The organism is Actinoplanes xinjiangensis (assembly GCF_003148685.1).
Taxonomy (GTDB): Bacteria; Actinomycetota; Actinomycetes; order Mycobacteriales; family Micromonosporaceae; genus Actinoplanes; species Actinoplanes xinjiangensis.
In genome coordinates this window covers 47,327-71,957 of record NZ_QGGR01000029.1, presented here as the reverse complement: position 1 = coordinate 71,957, position 24,631 = coordinate 47,327, and the positions used below count along the sequence as shown (strand labels likewise).

Sequence of the window (24,631 nt, the reverse complement as noted above, 5' to 3'; positions counted from 1 at the left end):
TTCGAACCCCGCCAGGGCCACTCAGCTCAGAGTGACATGGCCATCTTTACCGCCTCTACCAGCGTGTCGGCGACCGGACGCCCGGATTCACGCAACCGTGCGGGATCGGTGAACCCGCCGGTGTAGAGCACGGCGTGCCCGCCGACCGCCTCGGCCGCGTCGGCGTCGTCGAGCGAGTCGCCGATCATCACCACGTCGCGGCCCTCGACCCCGAGTTCGGCCAGGTGAGCCGCGAGGTGCGCGGCCTTGAACCCGCCACCCAGCTCGGCCCGCAGACCGTCGATCCGGGCGAACATCCCGGCCAGGCCGTACCCCTCGACCGCCGGGACCAGCTCGTGGTGGAACCACATGGACAGCAGCGACTGGCTGCCCGGCCAGGTCTTGATCGCGGCCTGCGCGTCGGCGGCCAGCGTGACGTCGGTCAGCCCGAGGCGGTACGCGTCATGGAAGATCCGGTCCAGCCGGCCGAACTCCTCGGCGTCGATCGCGCGGCCGAGCATCTCGGCGTAGAAGTCGGCGACCGGCCGCCGGAAGGTCCGCCGGTGCTCGTCGGAATCGACGTCACGGCCGCCGACCGCGGCGAAGGCGACGTTCGTCGACGACACGACCAGGTGAAGATCGTCGAGAAGGGTCCCGTTCCAGTCCCAGACCAAATGCTTAGCTGTCACCTGGAGAATCTACAGGCGGGGCTCACCGGGTTGTCGAGCCAGATCCCGCAGGAGGCGCTCCTCCTCGATCCGCCAGTAACCGTGCTCCTTGCCGTCCAGCAGCAGCACCGGCACCCGGTCGCCGTAGTCGCGTTCCAGCTCGACGTCCGCGTCCACGTCGACCTTCGTCCACTGGCCGGGTGCGATCCGGTCCAGCGTCTGCTCGGCGACCTCGCACAGGTGGCAGCCATCACGGCTGATCAGGGTCAGTCTCACAGGTCCCTCTTCCGTACCTTGCCGATCGCGGTCCGCGGCAGCTCGCCCACCAGCTCGACACCGGGCAGTTTGAACCGGGCCAGCCGGGCCGCGCAGTGCACCTGCAATGCGGTCGCGGTGGGCGGCGGATCGCCGGTCACCGTGACGTACGCGTGCGGCCGCTGCCCGGTCGTGCTGTCCGGCACCCCGACCACGGCCACGCCGGTGACCCGTGGGTGCGCCATCAGCACCCGCTCGATCTCGGCCGGGTAGACGTTGAAGCCGTTGACCAGGATCAGCTCGCCGATCCGGTCGACAAGCACCAGGTCACCGTCACCGTCGGCGTAGGCGATGTCCCCGGTCGGCCACCAGCCGTCCGGGCCGGGACCGTCCCGCCCGTCCGGCCAGTATCCGGAGAACAGGTTGGGCCCGCGCACCACGATCTCGCCGGGGTCGGTGCCGGCCGACTCGGCGACGATCAGCTCGTCGTCGGCATGCTCCTGGTCGACCGGGGCGGTGCCGTCCCGCCACAGCTCGGTGCCGGCCGGGGTACGCAACGACAGCTCGACCCCGGGCAGCGGCCGGCCGATCGAGCCGCTCTTGTCCCGGTCGCTGACCGCCGTCGTGGTCAGCACCGGGGCGGTCTCGGTCAGCCCGTACCCGATGAGGATCGCCCGCCCGGTCAGTGCGCGGAAGCGCGCCGCGACGCCGGTGTCCAGGGGCGCCGCGCCGCACACCGCGGTCCGCACGCCGTGCAGCGCCGCACCGGCCGACGGCAGTGCGGTCCAGGCCTGGTACATCCCGGGAACCCCGACCGTGACGGTCACCGCGTGCCGGCTGATCAGGTCGAGTGACGACGCCGGGTCGAAGCGCTCGGTCAGCACGCCGGTCGCCGCGTGGTGTGCGACGCTGCCGAGCCCGGTGTTCAGCCCGTAGGCGTGGAAGAACGGCACGGCGAGCAGCACCACGTCGTCCGGCCCGACCACGGGTGGCTCGATCCGGTCCAGCTGGTCGTGGTTCGCGGCGAGCGCGGCATGGGTGAGCATGGCGCCCTTGGGGCGCCCGCTGGTGCCGGAGGTGTACAGCAGAACCGCGAGATCGTTCTTTCCGGGTACGGCCGGAGCGTCGCCGCCCTCCACCGAGCCGGGTGGGCCGTCCACCACCAGCGAGGCACCGGAGTCGGCGATCGCGTGGTCGCGCTCGTCGGCGGTGTAGCCGGGATTCAGCGGCACCGCGACCCGGCCGGCCCGCAGCGCGCCGAAGTAGGTCACCGCGAAGTCGAGCGTGTTGCCGAGCAGTAGTGCGACCCGGTCGCCCGGCTCGGTCCGGGAGGCGATCCAACGGGCGGCGGCGGACACCCGCGTGTCCATTTCCGACCATGTGACGACGGTGTCCCCGGCGATCAGTGCGGGGTGGCCGGGGCGACGGCCGGCGGCCTCGGCGACCGCGTCGCGGGCGGGTTCCTCCACGAGGCCCGAGTCTGGCATAAACACGGCGCCACCGGGACGTCGGACAGGCGGTCCGTCCGTAACGCGGCTTGTTCCGCCAAGGTGACCTTGACGTGGGTTGCGGTGTTAGGGCGATTCGCGGCTTTGCGCGCAGCGCACACACTGTGCGACTCGGCGTGTCCGAAGTCGGCAATACTTCCGCACTGTGTAACGGAATACACACCAACGGGTGAGGTTGACCGGTCTATACGCCGGTTACCCACCCATTTTGTTGTGATTGACCACTTTTGTTATGAGTGACCCACCCTCATCCCGAGGAGGCCGCTGTGCCCCACAAAGCACGGAATCACGGTGAATCCACGTCTGGCGGGACGGATTCGCTGTCGCCGGAGGCCCGCCGGGCTGAGGAGGCGCAGTGACTTATGTGTACGCGGAGGATCCGTACCCCCGCGACGTCCTGAACGCACTGCGCGACACGGCTGGGGGGATGATCGTCAACGCCATCCGGGGCGACAGCCCCAAACAGACCGGCAGCCGCCGCACGCCCAACGGGCCACCGGCGGTCGCCTCACCGAACGCCGCGAACGGCAAGTTCGGCGGCAGCCGGCCCGGTGCGCCGCGTCCTCCGGCGCAACCCACCGCCGGCCAGCGCTCGAATCTCGGTGAGGGGGACACCACCACGCCCGGCGACCACACCGTGGTCCTGCCGACTCAGAGCACCACCGGACCACCCACCGAGTCCGCCCCGCCGAAGGCCCGGCCGGATCGCGGCGACCCGGCCGCCGAGGTGTGGGCGCTCGTCGAACGGGCCCAGGCCGGCGAGTCCGAGGCGTTCGGCCTGATCTACGACCGGTACGTGGACACCGTCTTCCGCTTCGTCTACTTCCGGGTCGGCAACCGCCAGCTCGCCGAGGATCTCACCTCGGACACCTTCCTGCGGGCCCTCAAGCGCATCGGCAGCTTCACGTGGCAGGGCCGTGACCTGGGCGCCTGGCTGGTCACCATCGCCCGGAACCTGGTCGCCGACCACTTCAAGTCCGGCCGCTACCGCCTTGAGGTGACCACCGGCGACGTGCTCGACGCCGACCGCGAGGACCGGGGCCCGGAGGGCAGCCCGGAGTCCGCGGTGGTCGACCACATCACCAACGTCGCCCTGCTCACCGCGGTCAAGCAGCTCAATCCGGAGCAGCAGGAATGCATCGTGCTCCGGTTCCTTCAGGGCTTCTCGGTCGCCGAGACCGCACAGACCATGGGCAAGAACGAGGGCGCCATCAAGGCGCTCCAGTACCGGGCCGTCCGCGCGCTCAACCGGCTCCTGCCCGACGGGTTCCAATCTTGATCGAACCTACCGAGTTGTCGATCTCTGATACCCGATGGCGCCGTCCGGCACCCGTAACCGGGGCCGCGTGTCGCGCGTTTGTCCGGATGCGACCCAGGACCGTCTTTCACGGTCCGGCCGCCGACGTCGGCCTCCAGGCCGGCGAGACAGTCACGAGCGAGGGGAGGTGCCCACGGTGAAGTTCGCTTTCCCGAACTCCCGGAGTGCCGAGCGCTTCGCGGAGCTTCTGGACGACGCCGGTGGCGCCCGTCGGCACCACAGTCGTGGGCAGGCCGACGAGGAGATGAACCGGCTGGTCGCCATAAGCAACCGGCTCTCCACGGCCCGGCCGGGCGCACCGGTCGACTCCGAGTTCCGCGTCGGCCTGCGCGCCATGCTGGTCGCCACCGCCGATCGGGACGGCATCGGGCGGACCGCCGCCGGCGCCGAACCCGCGCCCGTTGCCGAGCCCATCGTCCGCCGACCGCTGTTCGGCCGCCGGATACGTGCCCGCGGAGCGATCGTGATCGGCGTGGCCGCCGGTGCGATGGCCGTCTCCGGCATCTCCGCGGCCAGCGAGAGCGCGTCACCGGGCGAGGTCCTGTACAGCGTCAAGCGCCAGACCGAGCGCGCCCAGCTGGCGATCGCCGGATCGGACGTGACCCGTGGCCAGCTGTCGCTGGACTTCGCCCGCACCCGGCTCTCCGAGGCGATGGCGATGAGCGGCGACGCACCCGATTTCGCGCTGGTGCTGGACGACATGGACGCCGACACCCGCAAGGGCGTCCGCCTGCTGACCACGTCGGCGGTGTCCCAGCAGGACACCAGGCCGCTGGCCACACTGGACGACTTCGTCGACGACCAGCGCACCGCGTTCACGCCCGCGCTGGAACGGCTCTCCGCCCCCAACCGGGAACGGGCGACCACCTCGCTCGGCCTGCTGGAGGACGTCGTCAAGCGGGCCGAGACCCTGCGGTCCGGCCTCGGCTGCGACAAGGTCACGCCGGCCGGCACCGACGCGCTCGGGCCGAGGCTGCGCGACTGCACGGTCGAGGACGAGCGCCCCGCCGAGCCGAGCGGGACGACACCGCAGAACAACGGGACCGGCAACAAGACCGGGAACCGGCAGAACGGTCAGGCCACCACGTCGAAGCCGTCGAAGCCGGACGCCACGGCCGACCCCGGAACGACCGGCCAGGCCGTGACGCCGAAGAGGTCGGTCGCGCCCGGGGTGACACCGACCGTCAACGGCGGAGTCACTCCGATGATCGACGACGAGCCTCTCGAGCCGGCGCCGATCGAACCACTCGAAGAGGACGGCGGTGTGCTGGGCGACCTGCTCGGCGACATCTTCTGACCAGCGACATGGCGAGGGCCAGCGGCGCGGCGAGGGGCAGCGACATGGCGAGGGGCGGTGCCGGAGGAACACTCCGGGGCCGCCCCTCAACCGTCACTATAGGACGGTACGGGGGACCGCTCCAGAAGATTGGCACTCCCGCAGGTCACGGGCCGAACGGGTCCGGGCGCTTCTCCAGCAGCTCGTGCAGGGTGGCCTGGATCGTCTCGCGCACCTGGTCGGCGAGGTTGTAGACGACGAGCGGGTCGTCGGCGAACTCGGTGAGGTGCGCGGTCGGGATCGGCGGGCAGAACTGGATCAGCCACTTGCTCGGCAACGGCACCATGCCCAGCGGCCCCAGCCACGGGAAGGTCGGCGTGATCGGGAAATACGGCACCCCGAGTAGCCGGGCCAGCGGCTTCAGGTCGGCCAGGATCGGATAGATCTCCTCGGCGCCGACGATCGCGACCGGGACGATCGGCGTGCCGGTCCGCAGGGCCGCCGAGACGAACCCGCCCCGGCCGAACCGCTGGAGCTTGTAGCGCTCGGAGAACTTCTTCCCGATGCCCTTGAAGCCTTCCGGGAAGACGCCGACCAGGTGGCCCGAGGTCATCAGGCGCTCGGCGTCCGGGTTGCAGGCCACGGTGGCGCCGGCCGCGCGGGCCAGCTCACTCATCAGGGGCATCCGGAACACCAGATCGGCGCCGAGCAGGCGCAGGTGGCGCTGCTGCGGATGCCTGTCGCGCAGGCCGACCGTGAGCATCAGGGCGTCCAGCGCGATCGTGCCGGAGTGGTTGCCGACGACCAGGGCGCTGCCCTCGGCCGGCACGTTCTCGATACCGAGCACCTCGGTCCGGAACCAGTCCCGGTAGAGGATCTTCAGCAGTGGGTGGAAGAACGCCTCTGCCAACTCCGGGTCGAACCCGAACTCGTCCACCTCGTACGCCCCGGCCAGCCGCCGGCGCAGGAACGCGAGGCCTTCGGCGACCCGCCGGTCCCAGACGTCCAGCCCGCCGGGCGCGGCCACCGGGTCCGGCCTCTCCGGCATCGGCTCGCCCTTCTCCGGGATCGGGCGCCGGCCGTTGACCCGCTGCACCGGCGGCGGCTCGGGCAGCCGGAACTCGGTGGTGCCGGGCAGCATGTCGCGGTACTCGTCCTGGCTCACGACGTCTCCCGTCCCGCCGGCGCGGCGTCGGCCGCCGCCGCCCGGACGCGGCGGATGCCGTCCAGGATCGCGTTCTCCGCGGCGACCAGCCGGTCCGCGGTGAGCGTGGACCCGGCCGCATGCGCCTGGATGAAGTCCTCGAACGCCTCCACCGTGGTACGCGGGGTGTAGCCGAACTCCCGGACGAGACGGGTCGTGTCGACCACCCGGCCGTGCACGAAGAGATCGATCTGGTCCATGCCGATCTGCTCGACGCCGAGATTGCGGAGCAGGGCCGCGGCGGTGGAGAGCGCGGGCTCGGGAAGCGGCAGGGAGAGCCGGCCGGCCCGGCGGACGGCCTGGGAGAGCATCAGGACACCGGAACCGGCGACGTTGAAGGTGCCGGGGTGGTCCTCGATCACCGCGCGGTGCAGGATCTCGAACGCGTCCTCGGCGTGCACGAACTGGAGCCGGGCGTCGCGGCCGAGCACGGTGGGCACCACCGGCTGGGCGAAGTAGCGCGTCAGCGACGTCTCGGCGGAGGAGCTGATCATCGGGGCGAACCGCAGGACGGTCGCGGCGACCTCGGGCCGGCGGCGGCGGAACCCGCGCACATAGCCCTCGATGTCGAGGATGTCCCGCGCGTACGACCCACGGGGCACCGCCCGCGGCTCGGTGTCCTCGGTGAAGACGGCGGGGTCCCGGAAGGACGCGCCGTAGGCGGCCGTGGACGAGCGCACCACGAGTTTGCGCAGCCCGGGAGCACCCTGGGCGGCGGCCAGCACCTGCATGGTGCCGATGACGTTCTGTTCCTTCATCGCCGCACGCCCGCCGTTGCGCCCGTCGGGCACGCTGGTGATGGCCAGGTGCACGACCGCCTCGGGGCCGAGATCGGCGATGGCCTCGGTGGCCGCACGCGCGTCGGCCCGGATCCGCTCCACCCCGTCCAGCAGGCCCAGAAGGCGTGCGGGCGGGTCGTGCGGATCCAGACCGACGACACGGTCGATACGAGGATCAGCGGCGAGGCGCGCGGCCACCCGAGCGCCGAAATAACGGCTGACTCCGGTGACCACGACAACGCTGGGCGGTGAGGTCACCACGGGGGCACCCTTCGATGCGCGGCCTCGATCAGATGGCAAGTGCCGTCAGCAGCCGGGCGGATCGCCCGGCCGACGGTCACTTGCCGAGACGGCGACGCTGGACGCGGGTCTTGCGCAGCAGCTTGCGGTGCTTCTTCTTCGCCATACGCTTGCGGCGCTTCTTGACCACGGAGCCCATACGAAAAGCCTCTCGAGAAACCATGTGGGTGGCCCGGCACATGGCCGGGACCTGACTGGGACGGCGCCCGGAGCAGCGGCGCCACATGAACGGCACGCGTAGACCCGGGAACCAACCGGTCCAGCGTACCGGCATGCCCCAGCCGGGCCAACACGGCCCCGGTCGTCAGGCGCTCTGCGAGAAGGCGCCCCGCAGATATGCGTGCACCGCATGCTCCGGCACCCGGAACGAACGGCCGACCCGGACCGCGGTGAGATCACCGCCGTGCACGAGCCGGTAGACGGTCATCTTGGAGACCCGCATGAGCGCGGCCACCTCGGCCACCGTCAGGAAACGTACCTCCGAGAGGCGTTCCTCGGTCTGGGCTGGACCCGTCATGTCGTCGCACCGATCCTTTCGCAATCCTCCGCGGCGGGATGCGGCCGGAGGGTCCCGGAAGGCCGCGGGGATGACGTGCGTGTCATCAGAACGGTATCGATACGGCTGTGACCAACGCGATACGTTCCGTGAAATGCCCAGAAAAAGTCAAGCCCGACACACCGGATACGTGGTGATATCGCCCTTTATTTCCGAGAAGCGACCGCTCGTGCCAGAAAGCCGACGTTCGCCGGGCGCTCCGCCAGGCGGCGCATCAGGTAGGCGTACCACTCCTCGCCGTAGGGCAGGTGGACCCGGACCGTGTGACCGCTGCCGGTCAGGCGAGCCTGCTCCTCCGGGCGCACGCCGTAGAGCATCTGGAACTCGTACTCCGCGGTGGAGCGGTCGAACCAGCGGGCCCGGTCCTCGGCGATCGCGATCAGCCGCGCGTCGTGGGTCGCCACCATCGGGTAGCCCTCCCCCGCCATCAGGATGTTCAGACAGCGGACGAACGACTTGTCCACATCCAGCGCGGACGGGAACGCCACCGACTCCGGCTCCGCGTAGGCGCCCTTGCACAGGCGCACCCGGGAGCCGGCCGTCGCCAGCTCACGACAGTCCCCCTCGGTCCGCCGCAGGTACGCCTGGAGGGCCGCCCCGGTGGACGGGAAGTCCCGGCGCAGCTCGGCCAGCGTCTCCAGGGTCGCGTCCGTGGTGCCGTGGTCCTCGGCGTCCAGCGTCACCGTGGTGCCCGCCTCGGCGGCCGCGGCACAGATCGCGCGCGCGTGCTCGTACGCCAGTTTCTCGTCGATCCGCCGGCCCAGGGCCGAGAGTTTGACGCTGACCTCGACCGCCGGCGTCAGCCCGGCGCCCTTGAGCCGGCCGAGGACCGCAACGTACTCGTCGCGGGTGGCCACCGCCTGCTCTATCGTCCGGGTCTCGTCGCTCAGATGATCGAGGCTGACGGCCAGGCCGTCGTCGACGAGACCACGGCTGACCAGCAGAACCTCGTCGGCGCTCGGCCCGGCGACGAAACGCTGCACGATTCCCCGGCTGACGGGTGCGATCTCGGCCAGCCGCCCGAGCCGGGCGGATCCGGCCGCGGCGAGAAACAGGGTACGGAGCATGCGCCGAGCGTAACGTCCGGACCTGGCACGGACGCCGGGCAACACATACGTGCCCCATCGGGTCAGGTGCGGCTACCGTTGTCGGGTGAACTTCGATGCGTACGCCCGGACGGCGATAGACCTCGTCAACGCAGGTCTGGACGATCTCGCCGGGTTGCGGGCCCTGTTCAGCGGCGAACAGGCGTACATGCGCGACCACGTCACCGAGAAGGACCTGGCCCCGTTCCGCCGCGCGCAGCGGCGCCTGCGGGAGGTCTTCGAGTTCGGCACCTCCGGGCGGGACAACGAGGCGGTGCGCGAGCTGAACGGCCTGCTGGAGGCCTACCCGGTGCAGCCACGCATCTCCGGGCACGACGCGAGTGACTGGCACATGCACGTGACCAGCCGCGGCGCCACCGTCAGCGCCGAGTATCTGGCGGGCGCCGTCTGGGGCCTGTCGGTCTGGCTCTGCGAGTACGGGAGTGCCCGCTTCGGCATCTGCGCCGACGAACGGTGCGGCAACGTCTACCTGGACACGTCGTCCAACAACTGCCGGCGGTTCTGCTCGGAGCGCTGCGCCACCCGGTCGCACGTCGCCGCGCACCGGGCCCGCAAGCGCGCCGCGGAGAACCTCACCCCTGCGTGACCGCGGGACTCGGTTCGAGGTGGCGGCGGGCGAACTCCAGCGCCTCGCGGAGATCGGCCTCGCGGGCCGGACGGCTCGCCGCCTTACGCGTGTTGATCTCCAGTGCCACCGACCCGGTGAACCCGCGCCCGGCCAGCGACCGCAACAACTCGGCGCACGGCTGATTGCCGCGGCCCGGCACCAGGTGCTCGTCGCGGCCCTCGCCGGTGCCATCACCCAGATGCACGTGCCGCAGGCCGGCACCCATCCGGTCGGCCATCTCCAGCGCGTCGATGCGCGAGGCCGCGCAGTGGGAGAGGTCCAGCGTGTACGCGTCGAAGCCGGTCTCGGTCGGGTCCCAGCCGGGGTTGTACGGCACCACCCAGCGGCCGGCCATCTTGACCGGGAACATGTTCTCCACCGCGAAGGTCAGGTCGGGATGCCGGCCGCGGACCCTGGTCAGTCCCTCGGCGAAGTTGCGGGCGTAGTCGCCCTGCCAGCGGAACGGCGGGTGCACCACCACGGTCGGCGCGCCCAGGCTCTCGGCGAGCTGGGCGGCCCGGGTCAGCCGCTCCCACGGGTCGGAACTCCACACCCGCTGGGTCACCAGCAGGCACGGGGCGTGCACCGAGAGGACCGGAACGTCGTAGTGGTCGGCCAGTCCCTTGAGGGCCCCGGCGTCCTGGCTGACGGCGTCGGTCCACACCATGACCTCCAGGCCGTCGTAGCCGACCGTGGCCGCCATCTCGAACGCCGCCGCCGTCGGCTCCGGGAAGACCGAGGAGCTGGAGAGAAGCACGGGTACGCGGGAAGTCACGCCCTCCAGCGTAGCCGCGCGCGACCGGGCCGGATATATCAGCTCTAAACGGTCATGATCCACGAGTGGGCGTACGCTGACCCGGATGAGCCGCGCGACACCACCCCGGGAAGTACCGCTCGACTTCCCTCGCGAGTGGATCGAGTTCCTCGATCCCGCCGACGAGCAGCACCTGATCCGGGCCGATCTGACCTGGCTGCTCTCCCGCTGGACCTGCGTCTTCGGCTCCGCCTGCCGGGGCATCCTGCCCGGCCGCGCCGAGGACGGCTGCTGCTCGCACGGCGCGTTCTTCACCGACGCCGACGACGAGACCCGGGTGCGGGCGGCGGCCGCCAGGCTGACCCCGCAGACCTGGCAGCACTACCGTCGCGGGTTCAAGAACTACACCGAGGTGGACACCGTCGACGGCAGCAAACCCGCCCGGCGTACGGCCACGCGCTCCGCCGACGGCCCGTGCGTCTTCCTGAACGAGGCCGGCTTCCCGGGTGGCGGTGGTTGTGCACTGCACGGTCAGGCCCTGCGGGACGGTGTGCACCCGCTCAAGTACAAGCCGGACGTCTGCTGGCAGTTGCCGGTCCGCCGCGAGCAGGACTGGATCACCCGGCCGGACGGCACGAAGCTGCTCCAGTCCACTTTGAGTGAGTTCGACCGCCGCGGCTGGGGGGCGGGCGGCCACGACCTGGCCTGGTGGTGCACGTCGTCACCGGAGGCCCACGTGGGCACCGACGCGATGTATGTCACCTACGCACCCGAGCTGACCGAGCTGATCGGGGAGGCCGCATACGGCCGCCTCGCCGAACTGTGCTCCGCCCGGATCAGGTCCGGCCTGATCGCCATCCACCCGGCGACCAGCGCGGCGGACTCCACCAGGCCGGCCGGCCCGGTCGACGCCACCGGCACGGCTGACTCCACCGGCACGGCGAATCCCAGGCGTCGGGTGACCCGATCACGGGCGGGTCACCCGACATCCCCATAGTCGCATGCTAGTTAGCAGGGGACAAGGGTGAATCAGGGCTCGAACTTGTAGCCCAGGCCCCGCACGGTGACGATGTACCGCGGCGCGGACGGCTCCGGCTCCACCTTGGAACGCAGCCGCTTCACGTGCACGTCGAGCGTCTTGGTGTCACCGACGTAGTCGGCGCCCCAGACCCGGTCGATCAGCTGACCGCGGGTGAGGACCCGGCCGGCGTTGCGCAGCAGCAGCTCGAGCAGCTCGAACTCCTTCAACGGCAACTGCACGCCCGAACCGTCGACGGTCACGACGTGCCGCTCGACGTCCATCCGGACCGGGCCGGCGGTCAGTGTCGGGGTGGTGACCTCGGGCGCGTCGGCGCCCTGGCGGCGGAGCACGGCACGGATCCGGGCGACCAGCTCACGAGGCGAGTAGGGCTTCGTGACGTAGTCGTCGGCTCCGATCTCCAGTCCGACCACCTTGTCGATCTCGCTGTCCCGGGCGGTGACCATGATGATCGGGACCGCGGAGCGCTGCCGCAACTGACGGCACACCTCGGTTCCGGACATCTCGGGAAGCATCAGGTCGAGCAGCACGATGTCGGCACCGGTCCGGTCGAACTGCGTCAGGGCGGAGGTCCCGGTCGCGGCGACCGACACCTCGAAACCCTCTTTGCGCAGCATGTACGACAGGGCGTCGGAGAACGACTCCTCGTCCTCGACCACGAGCACGCGGGCCAATGAAGTTCCTTCCGTCGTCGGCGGCGGGCTCAACGCCCGGCCACACCGGACTCGATCTCAATCGCCGTCGGTGACGACGAGGGGGACTCGGGGGGTCGTGCAGGTAGGCGCAGGGTGAACGTAGAGCCGTCGCCGAGTGAACTGGTCACGTCGACGCGGCCGCCGTGGTTGGTCGCGATGTGCTTGACGATCGCCAGGCCGAGACCGGTCCCGCCGGTGGACCGGGAACGGGCCTGGTCGGCGCGGTAGAACCGCTCGAAGACCCGTTCGACGTCCTGCGGGGCGATCCCGATGCCCTCATCGGTGACGTCGATCTCGATCCAGTCGTCACTGTGACGCATGGTGAGCGAGACGACGGTGTTCTCACCCGAGTACGCGATCGCGTTCTCCACCAGGTTGGTGACCGCCGTGGCGAACTGGCTGTCGTTGCCGTACGCCATGGTGCCCTTCGGGCCGTCGTAGGTGACCTCGATGTTCTTCGCCGACGCGGTCGTCCTGGTCCGGTCGACCACCTCGGCGATCACCCAGTCCAGCGAGACCGGTTCCGGGTTCGGCAACGGTTCCGCGCCCTGGAGCCGGGTGAGCTCGAGCAACTCGTTCACCAGGCGGCCCATCCGGGCCGACTCGTGATGGATGCGCTCGGCGAACCGGCGGGCGGCCACCAGATCCTCGGACTGCGCGCCGGGCGCCGTCTCGGGGAGCTGGGTGGCGTCGAGCAGTGCCTCGGCCAGGAGCTGGAGCGCACCGATCGGCGTCTTGAGCTCGTGGCTGACGTTGGCGACGAAGTCGCGGCGGACCCGGGCCAGCCGATGCGACTCGGTCACGTCGGCGGCCTCGACCGCGACGTGTGTCGCGTTCAGGGCCACCGCCCGCAGGTGCAGACCCAGCGGGGCATGCCCGCCCCCGGCCCGGCCCCGCGGGAGGTCGAGCTCGACCTCCCGGCGCACTCCGGTCCGCCGGACCTGGCCGGCCAGCGTCCGCAGGATCGGATGGGCGGCGATGGTGCCCGGTGCCCCGCCGGAACGCAGCAGGCCCATCGCGCGGGCCGCCGGGTTCACCAGCACCGGATGATCGTCGGCGTCGAGGACGACGACTCCCACCCGTAACGAATCGAGGCTCTTGCGTCCGAGCCCCTTGAGGCCGTGTTTGCCTCCCGGGCGATCGTCGTCCGGTTCGATGGCGGCGCTCCCCTCCGGTACCCCGGTCCGAGCCTCTGCGCCCGGCCGGCGGATCCGGGCAAGGGCGAGCCCCGTTCCCACACCGACGGCCAGCGCGGCAGAAACCATGCCGACGGCGTATTCCCACTCCACGCTGCGATCGTAGGGTCATTGTTTACCTGAACCACAGGGCCATTACGGCAAATCGGGCGCACGTCGAATAATGTTCACCACTGCGCCCGCCCTCGTTCACCGGTGTTCATGTTGAGGCCGTTCCGCGCCCATAGCGTGGTCAGCGCAACCCCGGCCGCCATGGCCGTCGCCGTCGAAAGAGGGAACTGAGAAATGCGCGAGGAGTACCAGGCCGATCTGGTCGAGGTGAGCCGCCTGCTCGTGACCATGGCGGAGTCGGTCCGCGCCGCACTCCGCAAGGCGACGTCGGCGCTGCTGACCGCCGACCTGGCCGCCGCCCGGTCGGTGATCGAGCGGGACTCCGAGGTCGACGCCATCTACGAGCAGGTCGAGTTGAAGGTCGCGGACACCATCGCCCGCCAGGCGCCGGTCGCGTCCGACCTGCGGCGCGTCATCACCGCGCTGCACATCGGGGCCGACCTGGAGCGGATGGGCGACCTGGCCGAGCACGTGGCGAAGACCGCGGCCCGGCGGCACCCGTCACCCGCCGTCCCGGCCGAGCTGCGCCCCACCTTCAAGGGCATGGCCGAGGTCGCCGACCACATGGCCGAGAAGATCACCACGCTGCTCGCGAAGCCGAACGCCGAACTCGCGGCCCAACTGGAGACCGACGACGACGCGATCGACGACCTCGAACGCAAGCTGTTCAAGATCATGCTGGCCGACGACTGGCCGTACGGAGCGGAGACCGCCATCGACGGTGCCCTGCTGGGCCGCTTCTACGAGCGTTACGCCGACCACGCCGTCAACATCGGCGAGCACCTGATCTACCTGATCACCGGCGAGACGACCGGGCAGATCGAGGACTGATCAGATCTCCGGCGCGCGAGCCGGGAGATCCGGGGGCCGGGACACCACGGGGGTGTCCCGGCCCCCGTCTGTCACTTACGGCCCTGGGCGGCGACCGCGGCAGCGGCCTCCTTGGCGGCGACCGGGTCGAGATAGGTGCCGCCCGCGGTGATCGGGCGCAGGTTCTCGTCCAGGTCGTAGCGCAACGGGATGCCGGTCGGGATGTTCAGCCCGGCGATCGCCTCGTCGGAGACGCCGTCGAGGTGCTTCACGATCGCGCGCAGCGAGTTGCCGTGCGCCGCGACCAGCACCGTCCTACCGGCGCGCAGGTCGGGGACGATCGCGTCGTACCAGTACGGCAGGGCCCGCAGCAGCACGTCCTTCAGGCACTCCGCCCTCGGCAGGATCTCCGGGGCCAGGCTCGCGTAGCGGGGGTCACCGGCCTGGGAGAACTCGGCGCCGTCCTCGATGGGGGGCGGCGGGACGTCGTACGACCGGCGCCAGAGCATGAACTGCTCCTCCCCGTACGTCTCCAGGGTCTGCTTCTTGTCCTTGCCCTGCAGAGCGCCGTAGTGGCGCTCGTTGAGCCGCCAGTGACGCTTCACCGGGATCCAGTGCCGGTCGGTGATGTGCAGTGCGATCTCACTGGTCCGGATCGCGCGCCGAAGAAGGCTGGTGTGCACCACGTCGGGCAGCACCCCCTGCTCCTTGAGAAGTTCGCCGCCGCGCCGGGCCTCCTGCTCACCCTTGGCGTCCAGGTCCACGTCGACCCAGCCGGTGAAGAGGTTCTTGGCGTTCCACTCGCTGTTGCCGTGCCGCAGCAGCACCAGGGTTCCAGTCATGACCACATCTTCCCCCGAGCCGCGCCGGCCTGTACCGGCCACCCGGCACGTGTCCGCCGCCACACCGAAACCCGCTTGCGCAAGCACCTCAGATGTAAGGGAATAAACCGCGCAGACTACTTACGGGGAGACGATCGTGCGAGGTTGGTTACGGCAGGCCGCCGGTGGGCTGCCCCGGCAGTTCTGGTTCCTCTGGGCCGGCACCCTGATCAACCGCGTCGGCTCGTTCGCGGTGCTCTTCCTGAGCATCTACCTGACCTCGGAGCGGGACTTCTCGCAGAGTCAGGCCGGCCTGATCCTGGGCCTCTACGGCGTCGGCGGCGCGATCGGCACCCTCGGCGGCGGTGTGCTGGCCGATCGCTGGGGCCGTCGCCCGACCATGCTGATCGCCCAGTTCGGCGCGGCCGCCCTGATGCTGGCCCTGGGGCTGGCCCGGACGTACCCGCAGATCGCCGTGGCCACCCTGCTGCTCGGCCTGTTCGCCGAGGCGGTCCGGCCGGCCTTCTCCGCCATGATGATCGACATCGTCCCGGAGCGGGATCGGGTCCGGGCGTTCTCCCTGAACTACTGGGCGGTCAACCTCGGCTTCGCCCTCGCGGCGGTCATCGCGGGCTTCGCGGCGAAGGTGGACTATCTGCTGCTCTTCGCCGGCGACGCGGCCACCACCCTGATCACCGCGATCATCACGGCGATCTTCCTGGCCGAGACGCGGCCGGCGCGGATCCCCGGGCGCAGAGTGGAGCCGGGCGGCCTCGGTACCGCGCTGCGCGACGGCAACTACGCCGTCTACCTGCTGCTCAGCTTCATCTCGGTGCTGGTCATCCTCCAGCACCTGTCGACGCTGCCGATCAGCATGCTGGCCGAGGGGCACACGGCCGCCACCTACGGCACGGTCATCGCGGTGAACGGGGTCCTGATCGTCTTCGGTCAGCTCTTCGTCCCGAAGCTGATCGAGGGCCGGGACAGCGCGAAGGTCCTGGCGGTGGCGGCGCTGCTCGTCGGTTCCGGGTTCGGGCTGGTCGCCCTCGCTGAGACCCCGATCATGTACGCCCTGACGGTGATCATCTGGACTCTGGGCGAGATGCTCCAGTCCCCCAGCAACGCGGCCACCGTGGCGGCACTCTCCCCGCCCGCTCTGCGCGGCCGTTACCAGGGCCTGAACTCACTCTCCTGGTCGGCCGGGACGGCACTGGCCCCGATCCTCGGCGGCCTGGTCCTGCAAGGTGCCGGTGACGCCGTGCTCTGGGGCGGCTGCTTCGTGCTGTGCGCCCTGGTCGCGGTCGGCCAACTGTGGGCCGGCCCGGCACGGGCCCGGCGGGCGATGCGGCTGCGGCTGGCGCAAGAGGAGGAGCGGGAACGCGCGGCGGCGGTCTGACGCGGGCCGGGAAAAGCGGATTCCCGCGGCCGTCGCACCATTAGCCCGGCTGCATCGATAGACAATGATCCGAGCATGTCCAATAAGTGAACGGCAGAAACAAGCCGGAAACAAAAGCGCCGGCGGCGGCGGGCGACACCCATCCCCATAGGCGCCGCCCGCACTTACCGCCGGTCTCGGGTCGCGCCGTCCCCCAACGGCTCATGCCACCCGTCCCCAAACGCCGAACCGCGGCGATCATTGCTGATCGACCCGTTCCCCGAACTAACGGCGCGGCGTCCATCGACCACGCTAGTTGGGGCGGTCAAGCCTCACAACCCGATTTCGTGTCGACATCTGTCTCCACCGTCACATTCACCAACAACCAGCCGATCGGACGAGCCGCCAATCACTCTTCCGGGTTTCTCAGTGGGGAGGAAATCACCACAACTACCGTTCGGTAACCCGGCGGCGGCAAATGGCGCGCGAGTCTAGATGGCCGTCGAACCAGCCGCCGGGGAATCCTGCGGACATCGCCGGGAGACCGCTGGTACCCAGGGGCGGCGCGATCCACACCTCGGCCGGCCACCCGACCGGCGAAGAACGCCATTGGATCGCGATTCCGCCGCCGGCGGACCACAATGGACCCATCGGTACGGATTGACCGCACTGGATGATCAATTAGGGCTGGTCGGTCCGCTCGACCAGATGCCGGAAGGCCTGCAGGTTGGCCGTCGACTCCCCCCGGCTGACCCGCCAGTCCCACTCCCGCCGGATCGACGACCCGAAACCGATCTCCAGCATCGTGTCGAACGACTCGTCGGCATATGTCAGCACCGAGCCGAGCAGCCGGTCCAGCTCATCGGCGTCCAGGCCCTTCAGCGACACCCGGCCGGTGAGATAGACGTCGCCGGCCCCGTCGATCGAGAAGGCGACACCGAACATCCGGGCGTTGCGGCGCAGCAACCAGGCCCACAGGTCTTCGTGCCGCTCGTCGGGCCGGCGCATCACGAACGCCTCGACCCGCAGGGAGTGCTCGCCGACGATCAGGTTGCAGGCCGTCTTCAGCTTGTGCGTGCCGGGCAGGCTGACCACATAGGAGCTCTCACCGGTGGACTCCCACTCCAGCTCCCGCTCGGTCAGAACCCGCTCGATCAACTCGGTCACCATGCGCAGGACGCCCCCTCGAGTCGCGCCGTGATCAGCGCCCGATGCTCACTCACCGCGTCACGGTAGACGCGAAGCAGGGTCTCGGCCGTGCGATCCCAGGAGAACCGGGACGCGTGGGCGACCGCACCGGCCGCCAGCCGGTGCCGGCGACCGGGCTCGTCGAGCAGCCGGTCCAGCACCCTCGCCCAGTCACGGGGATCGTGGCCGTCGACCAGCACGCCACTGACCCCGTCACGCACCGCGGTGACCAGACCGCCGACCGCGGCCGCGACGACCGGCGTGCCGCAGGCCTGCGCCTCCAGGGCGACCAGGCCGAAGGACTCGTTGTAGGACGGGACGGCGACCAGGTCGGCGGCCCGGTAGAGCGCGGCCAGATCGTCACCGGTCTGCGGGGGCAGGAACACCACCGAGTCGGCCACCCCGAGCGTGGCGGCCAGCTCGATCAGTGCGGTGGGCCGGTCCAGGCCGGTGCCGCTCGGGCCACCACAGATCACCAGGGTGGTCTCTCCGCGCATCTCGCCCAGGGCGGCGATCAGCACGTCCGGCGCCTTGAGCGGCTGGATCCGGCCGACGAACGCGACGATCCGGCCGTGCTCGGGCAGACCGAACCGGGCCCGGTCGGCGGCACCGGGCCGGAACCGTCGCAGGTCGACACCCGGCTGCACCACGCTGACCAGCGACGGGTCGGCGCCGTAGTGGGTGATCAGGTCCTGCGCCTCGAAGTCGGTGTTCGCCACCAGGCGGTCCGAGGCGGCGACCACCTGCTCCTCGCCGATCACCCGGGCCTTCGGCTCGGGCCGGTCACCGGCCGCGATGAACCTGTTCTTCACCTTGGCCAGGGTGTGCGCGGTGTGCACGTGCGGCACGCCCCAGCGCTCCCGGGCCAGCCAGCCGACCTGCCCGGAGAGCCAGTAGTGCGAGTGCAGCAGGTCGTAGTGGCCCGGCGGATGCGCGGCCTCGGCCCGGAGCACGCCGTTGGTGAAGGCGCACAGCTGGGCGGGCAGCTCCTCCTTGGCCAGGCCCTCGTAGGGGCCGGCGGTGACGTGCCGGACGAGCACCCCGGGTGCCATCTCGACGACCGGCGGCAGGTCACCGGCCGTGGCCCGGGTGAAGATCTCCACCTCGACGCCGCGCTCGGCCAGTCGCTTGGCGATCTCCACGATGTAGACGTTCATGCCACCCGCGTCACCGGTGCCCGGTTGTTCCAGGGGCGAGGTGTGCACGGAGAGGGTCGCGATCCGGCGGGGAGTGGGCCATCGGCCACCGGCCCGTAGATCAGCCACGCTGGCTCCCTCCGTATCGGTTCTGCAACATGCTTGTTGCGCCAAGGTTCATCTTCCCCATCGGCGCCGCCGGAACCACCACTCAGCCGACGCGGGGTGATCCAGGTCATTGATCGTCCGGGACGTTCCCCGCCATGGATCAGAATCGAGGGCATGCAGAACATCGCAGTCATCACCGGGGCATCGAGCGGGATCGGCGCGGCCACGGCCCGTCGGCTGGCCGCGGAGGGCTTCCACGTCGTCGCCGCGGCCCGGCGTGCCGACCGGCTGGAGGCGCTGGTCAAGGAGATCGGGCCAGGTGCCACGGCGGTCGCGTGCGACGTCACCTCGGACGCGTCGGTGGCCGGGCTGGCGGCCGCGGTGGCGGCACTCGGCGGCCCGCTCACCCTGCTGGTCAACAACGCGGGCGGGGCCCGTGGCGTGGACCCGGTCGCCACCGGATCGGTCGATGACTGGCAGTGGATGTATGAGGTGAACGTGCTCGGCACCCTGCGGGTGACCCAGGCGCTGCTGCCGGCTCTGGAGGCGAGCGGCCGGGGGACGATCGTGACGGTCGGGTCCACGGCGGCCTTCACACCCTACGAGGGCGGCGGTGGCTACGTGGCCGCCAAACACGCCGAGACCGCCCTGGTCGGGACACTCCGGCTGGAGCTGGCCGGCAAGCCGGTCCGGGTCATCGAGATCGATCCGGGCATGGTGCGGACCGACGAGTTCGCGGTCAACCGGTTCGGCGGCGACCAGGACAGGGCCGACGCGGTCTACGCCGGGGTGAGGGAGCCGCTGGTCGCCGACGACATCGCGGACTGCATCGCCTGGACCGCCACCCGCCCGCAGCACGTCAACGTGGACCGGCTGGTGGTGCGGCCGATCGCCCAGGCCGCCCAGCACAAGGTCCACCGGGAGCCGTAGTCGTGAAACCGGTCGGCGCGATCACCCGGGGGACGACCAATCCCAACCGGCTCCGTCGTGTCGACAACTTCATCGCGTACCGCTGCGGTCGGCTCCTGACGGAGGCGGCGCGGCCGCTGGTGATCGACCTGGGCTACGGTGCCACGCCGGTGACGGCCGTGGAGCTGCGCAGCCGCCTCGCCGCCGCGGTCCGCTCGGACGTCGCGGTGGTCGGCCTGGAGATCGATCCGGTACGGGTGAGTGGCGCGCAGCCGTTCGCGGATCCGCCGTGGCTGGAGTTCCGGCGCGGCGGGTTCGAGCTGGCCGGGCTCGCCCCGGTGGTGGTGCGGGCGTTCAACGTGCTGCGGCAGTATGCCGAGGACGAGGTGGCGGCGGCCTGGCGGGCGATGACCGCGACGGGCGCACTGCTGATCGAGGGCACCTGCGACGAGCTGGGCCGGATCGCCACCTGGGCGGTCGTCGAGGACGGTGTGCCGACGACGTTGACCCTGTCGGCCCGGCTGCCGACCCTGGAGCATCCGGCGGTCTTCGCCGAGCGGCTACCCAAGGCGCTGATCCACCACAACGTGCCCGGCCATCCGGTGCACGAGCTGCTGCGGGCGCTGGGCCGGGCATGGGAGACCGAGGCGACCCCGTTCGGGCCACGGCAGCGCTGGACGGCCACGGTCCGGCGGCTGCGCGACGAGGGCCGGCCGGTGCTCGACGGGCCGGCCCGGTGGCGGCTCGGGGAGCTGACCGTGCCCTGGCCCCGGCCCTAGCTCTGGTCCTTGCGGTCGAGAGCATCCTTCACCGCGGCCAGCAGGGCGTCGGCCGTGAACGGCTTCTTCACCAGGATGTCGTCCTCGGTGATCTCGCCCTTGGCGACCGCGTGATCCTTGGGCAGGCCGGAGACGAAGACGACCCCGATGCCGGTACGCAGAGTGCGGATGGTTCTGGCCAGTTCACCGCCGGAGGCCCCGGGCAGGGTCAGGTCGGTGATCAGCACGTCGATCTTCCCGGCGTGGTCCCGGGCGATCGAGAGGGCCTCGTCCGGCTCGCCGGTGGCCAGCGTCGCGTACGCCCCGCGACGCTCCAGCATCCGGCGCATGATGTCGCGCAGATCCTCTTCGTCGTCGACGACCAGGATTGTCGGCCTTTCGGCGACCGGCGCCTCGGACATCTCGGTCCTCCTCGGGCTGGGGTCGTTCTCACGCTATCCGCCCCCGGGGCCCGGCGTAGGGCTCACCGTCAAAACAGGCCTGCTCTCGGCGATGTCCGACGGGTCGTCGGACGGCGCGGAGAGCAGGCCGGACGGTCAGAGCAGGTGACCGGTATGGAGCAGGCGGTTCGGCGAGCCCTTGATCGAGCCCTTGACCAGGCCGACTCCGGCATTGGCGACCAGGTCGTCACGCACCTGGCGGGGCGTCCAGTCCGGGTGTGCGGCCAGGACCAGGGCGGCCGCGCCGGCGACGTGCGGCGCCGCCATCGAGGTGCCGCTCATCTTCTGGGTGGCGGTGTTCGAGCCCTTCGCCGCCGACAGGATGTTCACGCCGGGGGCGAAGATGTCCAGGCAGTTGCCCCAGTTGGAGAAGGCGGCGCGGCGGTCGGCGGAGTCGACGGCGCCCACGGTGATCGCGTCCGGCGCGGCGGCCGGTGAACTCTTGCAGCCGTTCTTGTCCTCGTTGCCGGAGGCGATCGCGTAGGTCACGCCCTTCTCGACGGAACGCTTGACGGCCGCGTCGAGGGCCTTGCTGCGCGGGCCGCCCAGGCTCATGTTGGCCACGGCGGGCAGCTTGGCGTTCGAGGTCACCCAGTCGACGGCGGCGATGAAGTCGGAGAACGAGCCGGAGCCGTCGCAGCCGAGGACCCGCAGGCCGACCAGCTTGACGTCCTTGGCCACGCCGTAGGCGGCACCGCCGATCGTGCCGGCGACGTGGGTACCGTGGCCGTGGCAGTCGTTCGCGGTGGCGTCGCCGTCGACGAAGTCCCAGCCGCTGGTGGCCCGGCCGCCGAACTCCTTGTGGCTGGTGCGGACGCCGGTGTCGATCACGTAGGCGGTGATCGCGGAGGCGGACCTGTAGGTGTACGACTTCGACAGCGGCAGCGAGCGCTGGTCGAGGCGGTCCAGGCCCCAGGACAGCTTCTTCGACTGGGTGATCGCGGCGACGGGCGCCGCCAGGGCCTTGCCGTCGACCTTGGCGTCCTGCTCGACGAACGAGACGGACGGGTCGGCGGCCAGGCGGGCGGCCTCGCCGGCGGTGGCCTCCAGGTGGAAGCCGCGCACCGTGGAGAGGTAGTTGCCGGCGACGGTGCCGCCGTACTTGCGGACCAGCTCCTGCGACGTGGCGGTGACCCGGTCGGCGGCCTGCGTGCCGGGCTTCAGCACCACGATGTAGCTGCCCGGGATGGCGTCCTCCGCACCGGCCCCGGCGATGGTTCCCACGGGGGGCGCGGCCGGAGCGGCGACGGCCGTCCCGGTCAGGCCCCAGAGGGTGGCGGTGGCGGCGCTCGCAACGGCGGTCAGTCGGATGGCCAGACGGCGGGCGTCGTTACCGAACATATGGAGTGGATCCTCTCGGTTGTCTTCAGGTCGGTGTCGTTTCCGGCCCGGGGGGCATGCCGAAAGCAGCTGAGGGAAAGATTGGAGTGGGGCGGGAGCGCCCTCGGGTTCCTCCGGGTAGTGACCGGGTTGCACGAGATACGCCGCTGGGGATCGGCGGAGTCACACCGGGAACCTCTAAGCCGACCGGGCGGGGGGCCGAACTTCTCGCTGTCAGGACCGCTGCACCGCTACCGAAGCACCGCCACCGAGCCACTAGGAGAGCGATATGACCGCACTGCTGTCGCCCGAGATCGACACCGTCGGCGAACTTACCGAGCGCTGCGATCGTTGTGGGGCGGCCGCCAAGCTGGAGGTCGTCCTGACCAGTGGTGGGGACCTGGCCTTCTGCGGGCACCACGCCAACCGCCACCGGGCGGACATCGCCAAGGTGGCCAGCCGGATCCGCCTCGAGGACGGCTTCGACTGGGCGGGCAAGTAACCAACCGCTCACCCGGGTAGCCCGCGTTATGCTCTTTCCCTCACGTCTTGGGGGTATTTGTGCATATCGCGGCGCACGACGTGGGCAGGCTGTCCCGGCTGACCGCCGGGTGCGCCGGGGCAACCGTCGCCGTCTTCGGCGCCCTGCACATGTTCCACCCCGGGCCGGCACCGGCCCTGATCCCGGCCGGGGTCGCCCTCCTGCTCCAGGTGGCTCCGGCCACCGATGGACGGGCCGGCCGACTCCGTGCCGGGGCGGCGGCGCTCCTCGCGCTCGTCGCCGCCGGCGTGGGCGCCGCCAACCTGGGCAGCCACCCCGCCTCGGGGGTCGCCACCGCCCTCTCCGGGCTGGCCCTGGCCTGCCTCGATCTGCGCGTGCCCCGGCGCGGCGGCGGTATCGCCTTCCGGGTCGCCGACCCGCTCCTGCTGGGCGCCGCGATCATCGCGCTGGTCGCCCTGGTGCCCCGCCTCTTCGACGCGACCTTCCCACCCGGGCAGGCACCGGCGAGCGTGATGCCGGCCTACCTGGCCGGCGCGCTGCTCTGCCTCGCCGTCGGGACCATCCTGGCCCGCCCCGAGACGGGGCCGCTGCACACTCTCGAGGAGTCCGGGCCGCGCGCCGCCGTACGCCGGCTGGCCCCCGCCCTGATCGCCGCCCCCGTCGTCGCCGCCCTGGTCAGCGCCTTCGCCGCGCAGACGCCGGAGAGCCGGCCGGTGGCCGCGGTGAGCACCGGTGTGATCCTCGCCGCCCTCGCGCTGCTGGCCCTGCTCGCCTACCTGGTCCGCACCCTCGACACCGCCGACCAGCGACAGCGCCACCTGGTGGCCGAGCTGGAGGAGCGGCAGGACTTCGCGCAGACGCTGCTCCAGTCGATGAACGAGGCCGTCATGGTGCTCGACGCGAACTATCGGGTGATCGACGTCAACCGCCGCTGGCGGGAACTCACCGGGCATGACGACCTTCCCGCCGAATCGCCGCCGCTGCCGCCACCGGGCACCGGCGGCGACTGGATCCTGCCCCGCGCCGACGGCACCGACGTGCCGGTGCTCGCCACCATGGCGGCCATCCCGGACGCGGCCGGCGCGACCCGTGGGTACGTGGCCACCTACATCGACATCGCCGAGCGCAAACAGGCCGAGGAGGCGCTCACCGAGCACGCCGCCGAGCTGGAACGCGGTAACGCCGACCTGGCCGCCGCGCTGGCGTTCAAGAACGACCTGACCTCGATGCTGACCCACGATGTGGCACAGCCGATCAGTTCGATCGCCAGCCTCGCCGAGTTGCTCTGCGCCGACTGGGCCGATCTGCCCGACGACATCCGGCTCGAACTCGCCACGAAGATCGACAAGAACACCCGGCGGCTGATCAAGATGATGAACGATCTACAGCTGCTCTTCCGGCTGGACACCGGGACGGTCACCGCCCGCCGGGTGCCGGTACCGCTGCTCGAGGTGGTCGAGGCGGCCTGCGGCACGGCCATCGGCACCGGCGACGTCGAGATCGCCATCGACGAGGAGCTGGCCGCGCTGGCCGACCGCGGGCATCTCACCGTCGTGGTGGAGAACCTGCTGAAGAACGCGCTCGGTCACGGGGCCCCGCCGATCCACATCCGGGCCGAGCGGGGCGGTGACGGGACCGTACGACTGGCCGTGCAGGACAGCGGCGCGGGCATCCCCGAGGACCTGCTGCCCAACCTGTTCGGGCGGTTCATCCGCGGCGCCGGCCTCGGGCTGTTCATCGTGCGGCACCTGGTCGAGGCGAACGGCGGGTCGGTCCGCTACGAGCACGCCGAGCCCCGTGGTGCCCGGCTGCTGGTCACCCTGGAGGCGGCGCCGTCGAGCGCATGAGCAGAGGCCCGGGACGCCGAGCGTCCCGGGCCCCGATGAGAAGCC

At 70.9% G+C, this 24,631-nt stretch carries 25 protein-coding genes and 1 pseudogene; 10 read left to right on the top strand and 16 right to left on the bottom strand.

Annotated features, from left to right (window positions below):
* Positions 1 to 26: 26 nt before the first annotated feature.
* The 3 genes from BC793_RS40065 to BC793_RS40055 are packed head-to-tail and all read right to left on the bottom strand — an operon-like array spanning position 27 to position 2,389.
* Positions 27 to 668 carry an HAD family hydrolase gene (locus BC793_RS40065; protein ID WP_109601842.1) on the bottom strand — a complete coding sequence of 214 codons (642 nt, stop codon included), beginning with the start codon at positions 666 to 668 and terminating at the stop codon, positions 27 to 29.
* 9 nt (positions 669 to 677) lie between these two features.
* Positions 678 to 923, bottom strand: coding sequence for a glutaredoxin family protein (locus tag BC793_RS40060; protein WP_109601841.1), 246 nt, complete (start codon positions 921 to 923; stop codon positions 678 to 680).
* Positions 920 to 2,389, bottom strand: a complete 1,470-nt coding sequence (locus BC793_RS40055; protein ID WP_109601840.1) for a class I adenylate-forming enzyme family protein — start codon at positions 2,387 to 2,389, stop codon at positions 920 to 922. Before BC793_RS40055 ends, BC793_RS40060 begins: the two co-directional genes overlap by 4 nt.
* A gap of 376 nt (positions 2,390 to 2,765) precedes the next feature.
* Here BC793_RS40055 and BC793_RS40050 point away from each other — a divergent pair, with 376 nt between their 5' ends.
* The gene (locus tag BC793_RS40050; RefSeq protein WP_109601839.1) at positions 2,766 to 3,689 is read left to right on the top strand and encodes an ECF subfamily RNA polymerase sigma factor, BldN family; all 924 of its coding nucleotides are present in this window, start codon (positions 2,766 to 2,768) and stop codon (positions 3,687 to 3,689) included.
* A 175-nt stretch (positions 3,690 to 3,864) separates the two neighbouring features.
* Positions 3,865 to 5,025: a DUF5667 domain-containing protein gene (locus BC793_RS40045; RefSeq protein ID WP_239170565.1), complete on the top strand. Its 1,161-nt coding sequence runs from the start codon at positions 3,865 to 3,867 to the stop codon at positions 5,023 to 5,025.
* Between the two features lie 145 nt (positions 5,026 to 5,170).
* Here the strand turns inward: BC793_RS40045 and BC793_RS40040 are convergent, their stop codons facing one another.
* From BC793_RS40040 to BC793_RS40020, 5 genes are all read right to left on the bottom strand, one after another.
* Positions 5,171 to 6,169, bottom strand: a complete 999-nt coding sequence (locus BC793_RS40040) for a lysophospholipid acyltransferase family protein (RefSeq protein ID WP_109601837.1) — start codon at positions 6,167 to 6,169, stop codon at positions 5,171 to 5,173.
* Positions 6,166 to 7,248 carry an NAD-dependent epimerase/dehydratase family protein gene (locus BC793_RS40035; RefSeq protein ID WP_109601836.1) on the bottom strand — a complete coding sequence of 361 codons (1,083 nt, stop codon included), beginning with the start codon at positions 7,246 to 7,248 and terminating at the stop codon, positions 6,166 to 6,168. Before BC793_RS40035 ends, BC793_RS40040 begins: the two co-directional genes overlap by 4 nt.
* Positions 7,249 to 7,324: 76 nt before the next feature.
* Positions 7,325 to 7,426 (bottom strand): 30S ribosomal protein bS22, encoded by a 102-nt coding sequence (locus tag BC793_RS40030; protein ID WP_007465623.1) that lies wholly within the window; start codon positions 7,424 to 7,426, stop codon positions 7,325 to 7,327.
* Positions 7,427 to 7,591: 165 nt separating this feature from the next.
* Positions 7,592 to 7,804 carry a helix-turn-helix domain-containing protein gene (locus BC793_RS40025; RefSeq protein ID WP_109601835.1) on the bottom strand — a complete coding sequence of 71 codons (213 nt, stop codon included), beginning with the start codon at positions 7,802 to 7,804 and terminating at the stop codon, positions 7,592 to 7,594.
* A 185-nt stretch (positions 7,805 to 7,989) separates the two neighbouring features.
* Positions 7,990 to 8,910: a proline dehydrogenase family protein gene (locus tag BC793_RS40020; RefSeq protein ID WP_109601834.1), complete on the bottom strand. Its 921-nt coding sequence runs from the start codon at positions 8,908 to 8,910 to the stop codon at positions 7,990 to 7,992.
* An 85-nt stretch (positions 8,911 to 8,995) separates the two neighbouring features.
* On the opposite strand from BC793_RS40020, the gene BC793_RS40015 reads away from it, so the two are divergent.
* Entirely contained in the window at positions 8,996 to 9,535 is a 540-nt protein-coding gene (locus BC793_RS40015) for a CGNR zinc finger domain-containing protein (RefSeq protein ID WP_109601833.1), read from the top strand.
* Here the strand turns inward: BC793_RS40015 and BC793_RS40010 are convergent.
* Positions 9,522 to 10,331, bottom strand: a complete 810-nt coding sequence (locus BC793_RS40010; protein ID WP_109601832.1) for a sugar phosphate isomerase/epimerase family protein — start codon at positions 10,329 to 10,331, stop codon at positions 9,522 to 9,524. The two genes, BC793_RS40015 and BC793_RS40010, sit on opposite strands and share 14 nt — an antisense overlap.
* Positions 10,332 to 10,416: 85 nt before the next feature.
* Here BC793_RS40010 and BC793_RS40005 point away from each other — a divergent pair.
* A pseudogene (locus tag BC793_RS40005) lies at positions 10,417 to 11,178 on the top strand (DUF3109 family protein); the annotation flags it as partial.
* A 161-nt stretch (positions 11,179 to 11,339) separates the two neighbouring features.
* Here BC793_RS40005 and BC793_RS40000 read toward each other — a convergent pair.
* Both BC793_RS40000 and BC793_RS39995 read right to left on the bottom strand, forming a co-directional pair.
* Entirely contained in the window at positions 11,340 to 12,023 is a 684-nt protein-coding gene (locus tag BC793_RS40000; RefSeq protein WP_109601831.1) for a response regulator transcription factor, read from the bottom strand.
* Between the two features lie 29 nt (positions 12,024 to 12,052).
* The gene (locus BC793_RS39995; RefSeq protein WP_373871302.1) at positions 12,053 to 13,333 is read right to left on the bottom strand and encodes a sensor histidine kinase; all 1,281 of its coding nucleotides are present in this window, start codon (positions 13,331 to 13,333) and stop codon (positions 12,053 to 12,055) included.
* 192 nt (positions 13,334 to 13,525) lie between these two features.
* On the opposite strand from BC793_RS39995, the gene phoU reads away from it, so the two are divergent.
* Complete coding sequence (gene phoU, locus BC793_RS39990; protein ID WP_109601830.1) at positions 13,526 to 14,182, top strand: phosphate signaling complex protein PhoU; 657 nt, start codon at positions 13,526 to 13,528, stop codon at positions 14,180 to 14,182.
* A 71-nt stretch (positions 14,183 to 14,253) separates the two neighbouring features.
* Here phoU and BC793_RS39985 read toward each other — a convergent pair whose 3' ends face one another.
* A complete protein-coding gene (locus BC793_RS39985; protein WP_109601893.1) occupies positions 14,254 to 15,003 on the bottom strand; it encodes a phosphoglyceromutase in 750 nt (249 codons plus the stop codon).
* 136 nt (positions 15,004 to 15,139) lie between these two features.
* Here BC793_RS39985 and BC793_RS39980 point away from each other — a divergent pair, with 136 nt between their 5' ends.
* On the top strand, positions 15,140 to 16,378 hold the full coding sequence (locus BC793_RS39980) for an MDR family MFS transporter (RefSeq protein ID WP_109601829.1): 1,239 nt from the start codon (positions 15,140 to 15,142) through the stop codon (positions 16,376 to 16,378).
* A 660-nt stretch (positions 16,379 to 17,038) separates the two neighbouring features.
* Here the strand turns inward: BC793_RS39980 and BC793_RS39975 are convergent.
* The gene (locus BC793_RS39975) at positions 17,039 to 17,527 is read right to left on the bottom strand and encodes a type III secretion system chaperone family protein (RefSeq protein ID WP_109601828.1); all 489 of its coding nucleotides are present in this window, start codon (positions 17,525 to 17,527) and stop codon (positions 17,039 to 17,041) included.
* A complete protein-coding gene (mshA, locus tag BC793_RS39970; protein ID WP_109601827.1) occupies positions 17,521 to 18,810 on the bottom strand; it encodes a D-inositol-3-phosphate glycosyltransferase in 1,290 nt (429 codons plus the stop codon). The genes BC793_RS39975 and mshA overlap by 7 nt, the downstream gene beginning before the upstream one ends.
* A 153-nt stretch (positions 18,811 to 18,963) precedes the next feature.
* Here mshA and BC793_RS39965 point away from each other — a divergent pair, with 153 nt between their 5' ends.
* Together BC793_RS39965 and BC793_RS39960 are read left to right on the top strand one after the other, a co-directional pair.
* Positions 18,964 to 19,719 (top strand): SDR family oxidoreductase, encoded by a 756-nt coding sequence (locus BC793_RS39965; protein WP_109601826.1) that lies wholly within the window; start codon positions 18,964 to 18,966, stop codon positions 19,717 to 19,719.
* Between the two features lie 2 nt (positions 19,720 to 19,721).
* Entirely contained in the window at positions 19,722 to 20,477 is a 756-nt protein-coding gene (locus BC793_RS39960) for an SAM-dependent methyltransferase (RefSeq protein ID WP_109601825.1), read from the top strand.
* Here the strand turns inward: BC793_RS39960 and BC793_RS39955 are convergent.
* Both BC793_RS39955 and BC793_RS39950 read right to left on the bottom strand, forming a co-directional pair.
* A complete protein-coding gene (locus BC793_RS39955) occupies positions 20,474 to 20,878 on the bottom strand; it encodes a response regulator (RefSeq protein WP_109601824.1) in 405 nt (134 codons plus the stop codon). The two genes, BC793_RS39960 and BC793_RS39955, sit on opposite strands and share 4 nt — an antisense overlap.
* A 135-nt stretch (positions 20,879 to 21,013) precedes the next feature.
* A complete protein-coding gene (locus BC793_RS39950) occupies positions 21,014 to 22,258 on the bottom strand; it encodes a S8 family peptidase (protein WP_109601823.1) in 1,245 nt (414 codons plus the stop codon).
* A gap of 268 nt (positions 22,259 to 22,526) precedes the next feature.
* Between BC793_RS39950 and BC793_RS39945 the strand changes: the two genes are divergently transcribed.
* Positions 22,527 to 22,739: a DUF7455 domain-containing protein gene (locus BC793_RS39945; RefSeq protein WP_109601822.1), complete on the top strand. Its 213-nt coding sequence runs from the start codon at positions 22,527 to 22,529 to the stop codon at positions 22,737 to 22,739.
* Between the two features lie 47 nt (positions 22,740 to 22,786).
* Complete coding sequence (locus tag BC793_RS39940; protein WP_249037408.1) at positions 22,787 to 24,586, top strand: sensor histidine kinase; 1,800 nt, start codon at positions 22,787 to 22,789, stop codon at positions 24,584 to 24,586.
* Positions 24,587 to 24,631 lie beyond the last annotated feature (45 nt).